The organism is Methylomonas sp. LWB, assembly GCF_001856095.1.
GTDB lineage: Bacteria > Pseudomonadota > Gammaproteobacteria > Methylococcales > Methylomonadaceae > Methylomonas > Methylomonas koyamae_A.
The window spans coordinates 425281-439109 of sequence record NZ_MKMC01000023.1; the positions used below are offsets into that span (position 1 = coordinate 425281).

Annotated in this window: 10 protein-coding genes; all 10 read left to right on the forward strand. The window is 58.5% G+C overall.

Features of this window, described 5'->3' with window-relative positions:
• Positions 1–14: 14 nt before the first annotated feature.
• The gene (locus BJL95_RS12600; protein WP_071158394.1) at positions 15–1496 is read left to right on the forward strand and encodes a TolC family protein; all 1482 of its coding nucleotides are present in this window, start codon (positions 15–17) and stop codon (positions 1494–1496) included.
• 9 nt (positions 1497–1505) lie between these two features.
• Positions 1506–2030 (forward strand): TlpA disulfide reductase family protein, encoded by a 525-nt coding sequence (locus BJL95_RS12605; protein WP_071158395.1) that lies wholly within the window; start codon positions 1506–1508, stop codon positions 2028–2030.
• 266 nt (positions 2031–2296) lie between these two features.
• Positions 2297–3547 (forward strand): PepSY domain-containing protein, encoded by a 1251-nt coding sequence (locus BJL95_RS12610; RefSeq protein ID WP_071158396.1) that lies wholly within the window; start codon positions 2297–2299, stop codon positions 3545–3547.
• A 199-nt stretch (positions 3548–3746) separates the two neighbouring features.
• Positions 3747–4328, forward strand: a complete 582-nt coding sequence (locus BJL95_RS12615) for a MotA/TolQ/ExbB proton channel family protein (protein ID WP_254786788.1) — start codon at positions 3747–3749, stop codon at positions 4326–4328.
• 1 nt (position 4329) lies between these two features.
• Complete coding sequence (locus BJL95_RS12620; protein WP_071158400.1) at positions 4330–4671, forward strand: DUF2149 domain-containing protein; 342 nt, start codon at positions 4330–4332, stop codon at positions 4669–4671.
• Positions 4672–4681: 10 nt separating this feature from the next.
• Positions 4682–8749, forward strand: a complete 4068-nt coding sequence (locus BJL95_RS12625; protein WP_071158402.1) for a cobaltochelatase subunit CobN — start codon at positions 4682–4684, stop codon at positions 8747–8749.
• Positions 8750–9090: 341 nt separating this feature from the next.
• Complete coding sequence (locus tag BJL95_RS12630) at positions 9091–9342, forward strand: hypothetical protein (RefSeq protein WP_139306244.1); 252 nt, start codon at positions 9091–9093, stop codon at positions 9340–9342.
• Between the two features lie 27 nt (positions 9343–9369).
• Entirely contained in the window at positions 9370–10524 is a 1155-nt protein-coding gene (locus BJL95_RS12635; protein WP_071158406.1) for an efflux RND transporter periplasmic adaptor subunit, read from the forward strand.
• A 231-nt stretch (positions 10525–10755) separates the two neighbouring features.
• Positions 10756–12948 (forward strand): TonB-dependent receptor, encoded by a 2193-nt coding sequence (locus BJL95_RS12640; protein WP_071158408.1) that lies wholly within the window; start codon positions 10756–10758, stop codon positions 12946–12948.
• A gap of 143 nt (positions 12949–13091) precedes the next feature.
• Positions 13092–13829: cobaltochelatase subunit CobN (locus BJL95_RS12645; protein WP_175463709.1), on the forward strand; the 738-nt coding region annotated here is incomplete at its 3' end.

A 13829-nucleotide genomic window follows, 5' to 3' on the forward strand; every position in this document is an offset into this window, starting at 1 on the left:
AAAGGAGAAGGTGTTTGCAAGTTAACAAAGCCACTGGACACTGCTGCGAACGACCGGAAAGACGGCGGGCTTGGCCGCATTTTCGACGCGCCGGTCTGGCCGGCTGTTGTCTGGCTTGGGCTGGCGCGCTGCCGGCCTTGGATTTAACACCGCCGGATTGGGTCGATCCGTTTGCCGTCGCGGCCGAGCGGCCGCCGTTGACCGAGCCTTGGCGCGGCGAGGCACCGGCGCCGGCCGACACCGCCGAGCCACTGCCCTTGCCGGACCAACCTCTGAGTTTGGCGCAGCTGACCGAGTTGGCGTTACGGCATCATCCGAAATCCCGGCAAGTCTGGGCTCAAGTCGCGGCCGACGCCGCCGGAGTCGGCATGGCCAAGTCGGCTTATTTGCCGACGATTACGCTGACTACTGGTTTTACCCACTTGCAACCGATCGCTACCAGCGGTTTTAGCAATCGCATCCAGAATCGCTACGGTCCGGCGTTAAGTCTGAGTTACGTGTTGTTCGATTTCGGCAAACGTGGTCAAGAGTTGGAGATGGCCGACTATCGTCTGCTGGCGGCAGAACTGAATCGCAACCGGGTGTTGCAGGATGTCGCCCTGGATGTGGAACGTGCCTATTACCAGAGCCAGGGCATCGCCGCGTTGGTTGCCGCCGCCAAGCAAAGCCTGGAAAGCGCGGAGGCCAGCGTCAAAACCGCCGAGGCCAAGCGCGCCTCCGGGGTGGCGACGATAGGCGACGTGTATCGGGCGAAGACCGCGCAAGCTCAGGCCAGATTGACGATGGAGCGGGCCTTGGGCGAACAGGAAAAGCTGCGCGGACGGCTGGCCAACGTGGTCGGCGCGCCGGTTAGCCAAACCATCCCGTTACAAGCTTGGCCGGAAGTATCGGACAACGCCGAGCTGCTACGGGACCTGGACGGCTTGCTGCAGCGAGGTAAGGCGGCCCGTCCCGACTTGTTGGCGGCGGAAGCGCAAGTGCGTGCGGCACGGGCGAATGTCGGCGCGGTAAGTGCGCAGGGCTTACCCAGTTTGGAATTCAATGCGAGCAACACCTGCACCTACTTCGTCGAAAATCGCCCGGATAACATGAGTTACAACATCGGCGTGCAATTGAAAGTGCCGTTGTTTCAAGGGTTTCAGAACACCTACGCGGTTCGGCAAAGCCAGGCGCAGTTGGACAAGGCGGAGGCCAGCCGCGATCAGGCCCAACGCCAGATCGAATTAGATGTGTGGCAGGCCTATTTCGATTTGCGTACCGCCGGTGAAGCCATCGACAGCGCCCGCAGTTTAAAGACCAATGCCGAACGTTCCGTGGAATCCGCGCAGGCGCGCTATCGTTCCGGCGTTGGGACTTTACTGGAGTGGCTGACTAGCGAAGCGGATTTGGCCAATGCCCGAATGCAAGATATTCAAGCCCGTATCGATTGGTATGTCAATTTGGCGCAATTGACCCATGCGCTGGGCGGCGACGGCGAACTGGCCGTGGTCAGGTAAGCGGCGGTGATGGCCGGTTTAAGAATCGCCGCGATCTTGAGTTTGCTGATATTCGGCGTCGTCGCCAATCTGGGATTGACAGGCGAGCCTCGGATGGCCGCGGAATGGCGCATACCGGATCTCGACGGCGGCGAGCATCGCTTGGCCGATTGGCGCGGTCAGGTGGTGATCGTACATTTCTGGGCAAGCTGGTGCGGCAACTGCCTGGCGGAATGGCCGGCATTGAATGCCGCCCACGCGGCGATAAGCGAACGCGGTGGGCGGATGGTCGGCGTGGCCTTGGACGACGAGGCCGATACGGTCAAGGCCTTTTTGAATAAGCACCCCACCGCGTTTCCGGTTTGGTTCGGTGCCGGTAACGGTTGGTTATGGAGCGAGCAACTGGGCAATACCCGGCGAGCATTGCCGTTTACAGCGGTGTTCGATGCCGGCGGCCGCGCGGTGTTCAGCCAAGTCGGGGCGTTGAGCTGGGACGAACTGCCGGCGATCGTAGCGCCGCTGCTAACCCGGCCAGGTTCTGTCGGTACGCGTTGAGTTTGCCGCCGCCGACGCTTGGCTCGACCCGGTTGTCGTTAGTGCTCGAAGCCGGATTATCTAGGTCGGAAAAAACGGACGTCGGGGCGCGGACGTCGCGGTCAACCGGGTAACGGCGGCGGATCGACACGCGGTGTTAGCGCTAACGGCCGGAGAGCGTCAGCGGTGTTTCGCGTTAAAGAAAGGGGGAAGATTTAGCCGCCATTGCTCGGATCGGTCGAAGCGATTGTCGGCCATCAAAAATTATTTCAAGAGGAGTGTCGTTCATGTCAACTATCGAACCTGTCACGCAAACGATCAAACTGCCGGTAGCGGTGGCGCAACCGCTTTCGTTACGCCTGTTTAAGCAACTGAGCTTGCGCAAGATATTGCTGAAATTGCATTTGTACATCTCGCTCTGGTTCGGGGCGATGTTGTCGCTGGCCGGCTTGACCGGCAGCTTGCTGGTCTACGAAAACGGCCTGGATAAATGGCTGAATAGCGAATTGATGACGGTAGCGCCGGGCGACAGTCGGCTGCCATACAGCGCGCTGCTGGCGGCGGCAAACACCGCGACGCCGATCAAGGTGCCGGCGGCCTATATGTTGTTGCCGGAGGAACCGGACGATGTGTTGATCGTGCGTTATGCGGTGCCGATGAGCGAGGCTGAGCACGCCGAACATGCCAAGAAAGGCGGCATGATGCACAGGCACCATTTTCACGAAGTCATGGTCAACCCCTATACCGGCCAGGTCATCGGCGATCGCGACAAGCACGATAGCTTGATGTCCATCATTTTGCGTTTACATTTCAAATTACTGGTGGACGATACCGGTAAATTGATCATGGGCATCACGGCCTTACTGGCGTTGGTTTTGACGATCACCGGCATTTATCTTTGGTGGCCGAAGTTGGGCAAGATCAAGCAGGCCTTCTTAATTAAACCCAACGCCAGCTTTACCCGTTTTAACTTTGACTTGCACAAAACCGTCGGCATTTACACCGCGTTGGTAATGCTGTCGGTCTGTTTGTCCGGTGTCTATTTCAATCTGCCGGAAATCTTTAAACCGGCGGTGAATTGGTTCTCACCGATAGACGAAGCGCCGATGAGGATAATGTCGTTGCCGACCGGCGACCAGCCAATATCTCCGGATCAGGCGATTGCCCGGGCCTTGGCGACATTTCCGGACCTGCGGCCGCAGCGTGTCAATTTGCCCGAGGACCCGTACGGCAGCTACAGCGTCAGTGGTCGCCAGCCTGGCGAACTCCGGCATAAGGGAGCCACCCGGATTTGGTTGGATCAATACAGCGGCGCGGTCATACAGCGTCGCGATCCCGAGCGGTTTAACCCCGGCACCGCGTTTATCAATTTGCAATTGCCGCTACACAACGGCGAAATCCTCGGCGAGATCGGCCGGGTGCTGGTGTTGATCGCCGGTCTGGCACCGTTGATTCTGACCGTCACCGGGACCATTCATTGGTTGAAAAAGCGCCGCTCCAAACGTTTGCATCGGCAGCGCGAATTGCGCGCCGGATGATGACCGCGCCGCCCTGGCTCGATCCGCAATCTGCCTTGGTCAGGTAATGGCCGGGGCGCGCTGTCGGGCAAATTGGTTAATACCCCGGATTTTTCCCTATTTCTTGCACATTCACCAGTTAATCTGACACTAACTTGGTTGCCGTTCGGTATTCGCTGTCACCCGGATGCGGTGCGCACGGTTGCTGGTCTTCTAGTACATGGAAAATAGGGAAGTGTCGGTTATGTCGTTGGTCAAACTCATCGAGCAATTGTTATATCAGGTCGCCTCGGCGCTGTACTTGCCGGTTATCGGCGCTTGCGCGCTGCTGACGCTTTACGTCACGCTGGCGTTCGGCATGTTGCTGCGCGAAGCGTGGGAGCGGCGCGGTGAACGCATGTCGGCACTGACCGGCTTCGTCAAAGCCGTCGGTGACGAACTGGAAAAACACGGCGATCACTTGGACGTGCGGATGGAGCGATTGCTGCAAGCCACCGAATTGCAGATGGCCCAGCGCTTGGACCGGATTCGGTTTGTGATCAAGGTCGGGCCGGCGCTGGGCTTGATGGGAACCTTGATTCCGATGGGTATTTCGCTGGCCGCGTTGGCCGAAGGAAATATTCCGAAAATGGCAGGCAGTATGGTCACCGCGTTTACCGCCACGGTCGCCGGATTGGGTTGCGGGGTGATCGCTTATCTGATCGCGCTGAAAAGGGAAAAATGGGTGAGGGCCGATATTCGGGAAATGGAGTACCTGACCGAAATGGTGGTTCGCACCGGCCGGTTGGCGGAGGATATTTGATATGCGTTACTTACGCCGCCACCGCCGCTTCGAATCGGCGGAACCCCTGGAAGACCCGATTGCTGGGGTCGCCAATCTGTTCGACGCCAGCATCGTGTTCATCGTGTCGATGATGCTGGCCTTGTTCATGGCCTATAACATGATGGACCTGCTCGATCCCCATGCCGAAGTCACGATGACCAAGAAGGGCGCGGATGGTCAAATCGAGGTGGTGACCCGTAAGGGCAAGGAAATCAAGGTCAGCAAGGTCACCGATAAAAAATTGTCGGGCGAGGGCGAGCGGTTGGGCACCGCTTATCGGCTGGTCGACGGCCGAGTGGTGTACGTGCCGCAATCCGAGTGAGGCAGGCTTTATGAAAACGGTATTTCAGGCATTGAGTTTATGGTTTTTGGCGTTTGCGGCATCCGCGCACGACGATCATCCGCTCAATGTCAGTCTGATGATGGGCGGTAACGATACTTACACCGCCGCCGAGGCGATCGGACTGTTGCAAGCCGATCCGGCGTTGAAGCAGGTTAAATTTCGCCTGTACTCGATGTTGGATTTTCCTGGTAAGGCCGCCGGAGCCGTCAATACAAAGCCTGTCGATTTTCTAGTCGAGTCGCAGTATTTGTTCATATCCACCAGCGTTGGCCGCCGCTTCATCGATTTGGCCGGCCGCGAAATCAAAACCGCTACCGATCTGGGCGGCGTCGCCTACATCCTTGGTGAAACCTGGGACCCGGATTTTCCGGATTTCGGCCTGACGAAGTCGGCCGACATTGCCGCCTACAAACAAGCCGGCGGCGCCGTCAACCTGGCGAACATGGTGCGCCACGCACTGGCGGCGCGGCTGAATCTGAGCCAGGTGCCGGCGCCGGCACCGTTGCCGGAAATCGCCTATTTCAATCCGTTGACCAAGCGCGATTACCAGGATTTTGCCAGTTATGCCCATGATTGCGAGTTGTGCAAACCTGGTCAGGACTGGGTGGCACTGGTGATTTACCGCAATTCGGCCTTGTCGGGCAGGAACGATACCATCACTGCCTTGACGCGCTCGATTGCCGCGCGGGGCTTCAATCCGGTGGTGACTTACGGCGTACATACCAATCAGGAAATCGAAACCTTGCTGCTGGACGAAAACGGCAAATCGCGGGTAGCCGGCATTTTGCTGATGGCAGGTAAGTTTGACTTGACTCCGAGACAGACCGCGCCGCTGCTCAGCCGTCTGAACGTGCCGATGCTGAATTTGATTTCGTTGCAAACGCAAAGTTTGAGTCAGTATAGCCAATCGCAAATCGGCATGGACATCATGGAGCGTTCCTGGCAGGTGGGGAGTACCGAACTTGGCGGGGCGATCGCGCCAACCGTGGTTGCCAGCAAGGAACGACATTACGATGCCGATCTGGATATTACGTATGACCTGGACGCGCCGATTCCGGAGCGGGTCGAGCGGGCTACCGAACGCCTGCAACGGCTGATCGCGTTGCGCAAAACCGCCAATGCCGATAAGCGGGTGGCGTTGATTTATTACAACTATCCGCCCGGCAAGGAAAACGTCGGCGCGTCCTATTTAAACGTGTTGCCCAAGTCGTTGTGGGCGATTTTGCAACGCCTAAAAGCCGAGGGCTACGACACCGGTCAATTGCCGGCCGATGAACAAGGTTTGTTCGAGCTGGTGCAAAAACACGGTACCAATGTCGGCGGTTACGCGCCAGGGGCGCTAGAAGCCCTGGTGCGCGGTGGTCAAACCAGTCTGTTGCCGGTGGATACCTATCGAAAATGGTTTGCCGAACTGCCGGAGACCATCCGCAAGCCGATGTTGCAATTCTGGGGCGAACCGGAAAAAGCCCGGGCCATGCTCTGGCACGACGACAAGGGCAAGGCCTATTTCGTGTTTCCGAGCGTGCGGGTCGGTAACGTTATGCTGAATCCGCAGCCGGATCGAATGGGCAGCGTCGATCCCGACAAACTTTATCACGATGCCGGCGCGCGGCAACACCATCACGGCGACAAGCAAATGCATTACCACGATGTGCACTTGCCGCCGCACCATCAATATGTGGCGTATTACCTTTGGTTGCAGCACGAATTTCAGGCGCACGCGATGGTGCATCTCGGTACCCACGGCACCCACGAATGGCACGGCGGCCGCGAAGTCGGTTACTTAAACGACGATCCCGGCGAAATCTTCGTCGGCGCGGTGCCGCAGTTTTATCCTTACATCGTCGATAACATCGGCGAGGGCGTGCAAGCCAAGCGCCGGGGCATGGCGGCCTTGATCAGCTATCTGACGCCGCCGCTGGATAAGGCCAAACTGAATACCGAATTGCTCAAACTGACCGCTTTGATCAGCGATTACCGACTCGCGGCGCAAAAAGGCCCGGTCGCCGCCGAAGCGATACTCGGCGAGGTGTCTGCGCTGGCGATCAAGCTGGGTATTGCCAAGGATATGGGCTTCGACGCAGTCCAGACCGCCGCGCAGGTCGATACGCTGGAACAACATCTGAAGGAGGTCGGCGAGGCTCACGCGCCGCACGGTTTGCATACCTTCGGCGTCGCGCCCGGCCAGCACGGCCGGCAAACCACGGTGGAAGCGATGTTGAGCGTGGAAACCAATTTGTCGCCGGAACAGCGCGCCGCGAAAATCGCCGACTATTCGGCGCGCCTGGAACAGAGTGGTGTAGCCGAACTGGACGCCTTGGTCAACGGCTTGCGCGGCGGTTACATCGCGGCCGGAGGCGGTAACGATCCGATCCGCAACCCGGACTCGCTGCCAACCGGGCGTAATTTGTACGGCTTCGATCCCAGCCGCTTGCCGACCGCCGCCACTTACGCCGAGGGTGCCAAGCAGGCCGAAGCCTTATTGGCCGATTACCGGCAGCGTCACAACGGTCAATATCCGGACAAGCTCTCGTTTAATCTGTGGGGCGTGGAAAGCAACCGCCACGAAGGCATGATCGAAGCGCAAATCCTGCGTTTGCTCGGCGTCAAGCCGCTCTGGGATCCGCGCGGCGCGGCGGCTGGCGTGGAAGTCATCAGCCAGAAGGAATTGGGGCGGCCGCGCATTGACGTGGTCATTCTGCCGTCGGGCATGTATCGCGACCAATTCGGCCCGCTGATGTTGTTGTTGGACAAGGCCGTCACCGCCGCTCGGCTGGCCGACGAACCGGGCAATCAGATTGCCCAAAATTACCAAAAAGCCTTGGCGGCTTTGCTAAAACGCGGCGTGCCCAAGGCCCAAGCCGAACGTTTGGCCGGTGTGCGCCTGTTTTCCGAGCCGACCGGCAGCTACGGCAACGACTTGAACAAGGTGATTCCGCTATCCAATACTTGGCAAAAGGAACAGGACTTGGCTGGAGTGTATTTGAACCGGGTCGGCAACCCGTTCGGCCAAGGATTTTGGGGCGGTATCGACATCAGCGGCAAGAACGGGCAGGCTGCCCACGGCAAGCAGGTCGAGGCCAAGTTGGGCGTGGATTTGTTCAAGCTTGTGCTAAAAGACGTCAAGGCCAGTATCCACAGCCGTTCGAGCAACACCTACGCGGCCTTGGATAACGACGACTTTTACCAGGATTTGGGCGGCGCGGCGTTGGCCGTGCGCGCCGTCAATGGCCGCTCGCCGGAAGTGCTGGTGGCCAATTTGGCCAATCCCAACCATCCGCGGCACGAGACGTTGGAAAAATTTATCGGCACCGAGATGCGTACCCGTTATCTGAATCCACAATGGATAGAGGCCATGATGAAGGAAGGTTACGCCGGCGCGCGGTTCGTCGGCAAGGTCGCGGAAAACCTGTGGGGCTGGCAGGTCACGGTGCCGGAAGCAGTCGGCAATCAGAAATGGCAAGAGCTATACGAGACCTACGTGGCGGATCGTAACCGCTTGGACATCAAGCAAAAGTTCCGGGATGCGCAAAACATGCTGGCCTATCAAGGCATGATCGATCGGATGCTCACCGCCGTTAACAAAGGCTATTGGCAAGCCGATCCTGCCACCAAGGCCGCGCTGGAACAGGCCAACCGCGATGCGATCGCCGAAGCCGGCGTAGCTTGCGACCGCGATACCTGTTCCAGCCGGGAAGTGGTTGCGTTAGCCGAAGCCCAAGACCGCAAGGTCGGCGAAGCCGCGCTCAAATTGCCGGCGCCTTCGCTTGGTCCGCAACCGTCGAAAGCGAGTGCCGGCGCTCAAGCGGCGCTGGCTTCGGCCTCGGATCAGACCTCGGCCGGCCAAGCCGCCGCCGGTTCACCGAGATCCGCGGCGGCTCCCGCTTCGGCCAGTCCGGCCGCTCCCGCCAAAGTCGATGGATTTGAAATGACCGAACAGAAACAGGAGCGGGTTGACGAAGGTCAGTCCGTTCTCGACGTGGCGAGTGCGTGGTTATTGGCTTTGTTCGCGGCGACATTGATGGCGGGCGTGTTTCTGAAACGCGAGCCGGTTTGAGTCAAGCCTTAGCCGAGTTGTGCCGCTCCTAGCGAACGTTTGCGCGCCGTCCGCTCATTCCGTCTGTTCTTGACAACCGATCGGTTGTGGTTGCTATTGGCGACCGGCGCCAGGTTCGGCTTGGCGGGCGGCCCGGCTCGCGAGCCAGCCACGAGACTTGCCGATACCCTAAATCGCGGATTATCGTCCGTTTATCCGCGTTTTATTTTGCGGGCGGTGTAGGGTATCGTCGGCCACTTTAATTTCCACAATTTTTCTCACTATTTCCTCATTTTTTGCACATTTGGCCGGTACTCTGGCGCGACTCGTTGGATTGGACCCTGACATTGAAGGAGATAGAAATGCGGAAAAATGGGTATTTGGCGTTCGCCTTGGCGGTGTTGCCAATCACGGTGTTTGCCTATCCGCATCCTGGCGAATCCGAGGTGCTCTCCGGAGTAACTTTGGCGTGGCCCGCCGAAACACCATGCCTCGGCGACGTCCAATCCTGCCAAAGCTCCGTATGGTGGGGCGAACATTACCGGCATATCGCCAGCGTTCGTGCCGCGAGCGTCAAGCCCTGTTCCGGCCGTCGGCTGCCGGAACCAAAATAACCTCGCAAAATAGTGGCTTATCCAGGGATGGGCAAAATCCTGTTGGTTAGTACGCTGATCGCCGCCACCGGCCTGGGTTACGCCAATTGGCCCGGCGGAGTCGGTTGGACCAAGGGTCCCAGTTACAAAACCGCCGTGGTATCCAAGGGCGACGTGACGCTGAGCGTGGCGGCCAATGGCGCTTTGAGTCCGCGGCGGGTGTTCACGGTTGGCGCCAAGGTGTCCGGCACGGTGCGGGAATTATGTGTCGATTACAACAGTCGCGTCGAGGCGGGCCAAGTGTTGTTGATCTTGGACGATGCGTTGTCGCGGGCTCAAGTCGCCCACAGCGCGGCGGCGTTGGTCGGCGCCGAAGCGGAGCTGGCGAGGGCCAAGGTCGATGAAAATCGAGTACGGGCCTTGGCGGTCCAAGCGTTCGCAAGCGTCGCCGAGTTGGATCAAGCGGTTCAAACCCGGCGGGCGGCGGCGGCGGGGGTAGAGCGGGCCCACGCTCAACTGCAAAAAGATCGGGTGGATTTGGCCGACACCGTGATTCGCGCGCCGGCCGACGGCATTGTATTGGACCGGTTCGTGGAGATCGGCCAAACCGTCGCCGCCAAATTTCAGACGCCAACCTTGCTGACGATCGCCGAAGACCTGACCAAGATGCGGATCGATGCCAATTTCGCCGAATCCGAGATCGGCGCGGTCAAACCGGGGCAATCGGTGAGTTTCAGCGTCGATGCCTTTCCGGAGCGCGAATTCACTGGCGAAGTCGCGCAAATCCGCCTGAATCCGTCCGTAGACCAAAACGTGGTCACCTACGATGTGGTGATTTGGGTGGACAACCCCGAGCGGATCCTGTTTCCCGGTATGACGGCTTACGTCAACGTAACCTTGCAAGAAAGCCGCGCGGCCGTGTTGGTGCCGAATGCGGCGTTGCGGTTTCGGCCCGACGCGGGATCGGCCGTTCCCGCGCGACGGCCGGAGAAAAGCGCCGATTCCGCCAGCCGGGTATACGTCTTGGATAGTGCCGGGCAATTGCGTGCCGTCGAGGTTAAGACAGGCATCACCGACAACCGTAACAGCGAAGTACTGGCCGGCGCTCTGCAAGCCGGTGACACCGTGGTGACCGGCAAAGTTGGTGAACCCGACGGCTATGCCGGCGCGAGCCAGCGTCGGGCGGTGAAGGTCGGAAGTTGATCGGGCGGCGCGATTCGCGGCGGGCGGTCTAGCCGGACGGTTTCTGAATCGAGCGACTAGCGCGGGCTGGTGCGGTGTGGGACGGAGGGGCTTGGCCCGATACGGGAATGGACGAGATAGGTGTAGTGGATCGGCTTAAGCGGCGAGACAGGGCGTTCCAACATAGGTCCGTCGCTATTGTACTCAACGAATTTAATAGTAACAACAATAAAATCGCAAAAAGGAGTCGAAATGAACAAGAAACTGGGGATTTTGGTTGGTGCCGCGTTGGCGTTACCGGGCGGATCGGCGGAGGCCGAGGAGGCCGCGAAAACCCTGGAAACCGTGCATATTACCGCCACGCCGTTGGGTTTGCTGGATAACTGGCTGACCGAAGACAGCAGCAAAAAGCCGGTACAGGAACGCACGGCGCTCGGTCAATTGACGAAAACGACCTCGCAGCCCGGCAGCATCATCGATCAAACCGAATTGGAAACGGTCAAATACGTCGATCTGCTGCGCGAGCAATTTAACCGAATTCCCGGCGTCAGCATGGTCAGAAACATGCGGATACCCGACGGCGGCAAATCCTACAGCTTGAATCTGGTGGACGGCTTGTTGATACATTCACCGATGAACCAAAGTTTCACGACGCTTGATCAATTCAATCCGGCCGAAATCGAGCGTATCGAAGTGATACGCGGGCCAGGCTCGGTACTCTATCCCAGCAATAATATCGCCGGTTCCTGGAACCTGATTACCAAGGACCCCACTCAAACCCCGACCTATCGCTTGTCGCAGGAATACGGTACAGACGATTTCTGGCGTACTCAGGGTTCGGCCAGCGGCATGTTGAACCGGGATTTGGGTTATTTCGCCGGTTTCAGCCAAATGGAACGCAATCCTTGGCGCGATCGCACCAGTTCCGATCGGGGTTCCGCCAGCGGTAAACTGGTGTATCGCCCGGACGATGTCTCCAAATTAACGATGCGCTTGGAGCACGTCGATTGGTACGAAGAAAGCGGTGGCTCGTTAACGCGCGATGAATTCGACGAAAATTGGCGACAGGCCAGCCCAAACAGTAAGAATCTGTATCAGGACTTCGAATATTTGACCGGTACCGCGTCTTACGTTCGCCAAATCGGCACTGGCGGCGAGTTGACAGTGGCCTTCAGCCGCCGCGAGCAAAACGGCTGGGATGGTAATTCCGGCGGCGGTTCCGGCGCTTCGAACGCGCGCATTAACGAAGTCGATTTTGCCGAAAACAATGGCCATGCCCTGTTTCGCCAGGACTTTGATTTCTTGAAATCGCGGGTGTATACCGGCTTGGATGTCATCAACGGAACCCAGTACACCAAAGTCTGGAATAGAGTGACCAACGGCTTTGCCAGAACCACGGTCAACTCGATTACCGAGTCTAACGAGACCCAAATCGCGCCATTCATTCAATACGAAATATCTCCGCTGAATGGCGCGTTCGACCGCCAGTCGTGGCTGTCGACCTTCGATAATTTGCGCTTCAATTTCGGTCTACGCCATGAGGAATTCGAGCAGCAAATCGATCAAATTCTGGTGGCGACCGGTTCCACCGCGAAGGACGGCGAAAATACCTACAGTCATTTGATAAAAAAAGGCGGCTTGAGTTGGGAATATGCCAAGGATCACGTAGTGTGGATGGGCATGGCCGACGGCTGGTTGGTACCCGGCACCGGCAATACCGTGACCGCGGTCTATCCTAACTACAACATCCGCCCCGAAACCAGCATCACTAAACAACTGGGCTTGCGTGGCTATTTCCGCGACGCCGGGCTCAGCTACGATGTCGATGTCTACGAAACCAATATTGACGATTACATCGCGTCGGTATTGTGCAGCGAGTCGCCGGCGGCCTGTCCGGGTTGGTCGGCACTGCCGAATACGATCCGAGGCCGCCCCAATACCGCAAAAACCAATGCAACCTTTTCGTCTAACCCTGGCGCGGTCACCGCGCGCGGGTTCGAGACCAGTCTGTCTTATCGCCCGCATGAGCTGGTCAAATTCGACGTGGCGCATACCCTGACTTGGAACAGCTGGGACATCTATAACTCCGGTGCGGTGAAACTGCAAAACAATATGTTGGTCAGCTCGCCCAAGCATCACGTTAATGGTCGGGTGACCGTGTATCCGTTGCCGGGTTGGAGTGTCGAACTGGAAGCCGATTACGTCAGCGGCTACTACACCAACGTGCAAAATACCGATAAATACGCGCGACCGATGCTGTTCAATCTGCGTACCGCCTATAAGTGGAAGGATTGGACACTGTCCTTGCAAGCGTTGAATTTGTTCGATGCCCAGTATTCGTCGCGGGTGTCGTCCAATGCCAGCAATGTCAGAAGTTATACCGGGCTAGCGGGGACCGGCGACGGCCCGTTCACGTTCCGGGCCGGTTTGACCTATCAATTTTGAGCGGCAATGGGATCGAGGCGGGACCTAGCCCGAGCCGGTCCACGACGTTGGCTTGCCGATCGGTTCGATCGGTGCCGGCCGCGTGGTTTGTGTTTCGCTCGGGATCGCCAAGCTTGGATTCACGTTTTTTCGAGGGTATTGAGATGAGAGTATTCCGATGGTTGGTCTGGGGCGTGTTGGCGCTAAATTGGCCGCTAGCGGTCGGTGCAGCCGATAAAGTCGCCGTCGTTTCCACCAAATTCGTGCTGGAGCGCAAGTTTCAGTTGATGGCGGAAGCGGCGCGTTTGCAGGGGCTGGAGCTGGCCTGGGCGCAGGTGGACCGCGATGACGGGGGCGCCGCGCGCCGGGCATTGGCCGGCGCCAAGCTGGTGATTGTCGATGCACCGCGCACCGACGATCAGGCGCAAATAGAAAAGGCGGTTGGCAAGCTGCTCAGGGAAGGCCGAGCGCCGGTGTTGCACGTCAACATTATGAGTCCGCCAACGCGCTATCGCGCGGAAAACCTGGCGCCGGATCAGGGTGAACGCTTGTTCAACTATTACATCAACGGCACCGCCGCCAACCGCCAGCACCTGTTTGCTTACTTGAACACTTGGTTGGCCGGCGGCGACTTGTCGCAAGTGCCCGAACCGTTAGCGTTGCCGAACGGCGGCATTTACCATCCGGATTATCCGCAAAGCGTGTTCGCCGATTTGCCGGCGTATCTGGACTGGTGGAGTCAACAGACCGGCAAGAATTGGCAAAACCAACCGGTGATCGCGATGGAAATGTCGTCCAGCTACATTTCCGACGGTCAGACTCGGATGCTGGACGAAACGGTGCAGGCCTTGGAGAAAGCCGGCGGCGTGCCGCTGCTGTTCTATCGGGCATCGCGGATGGCA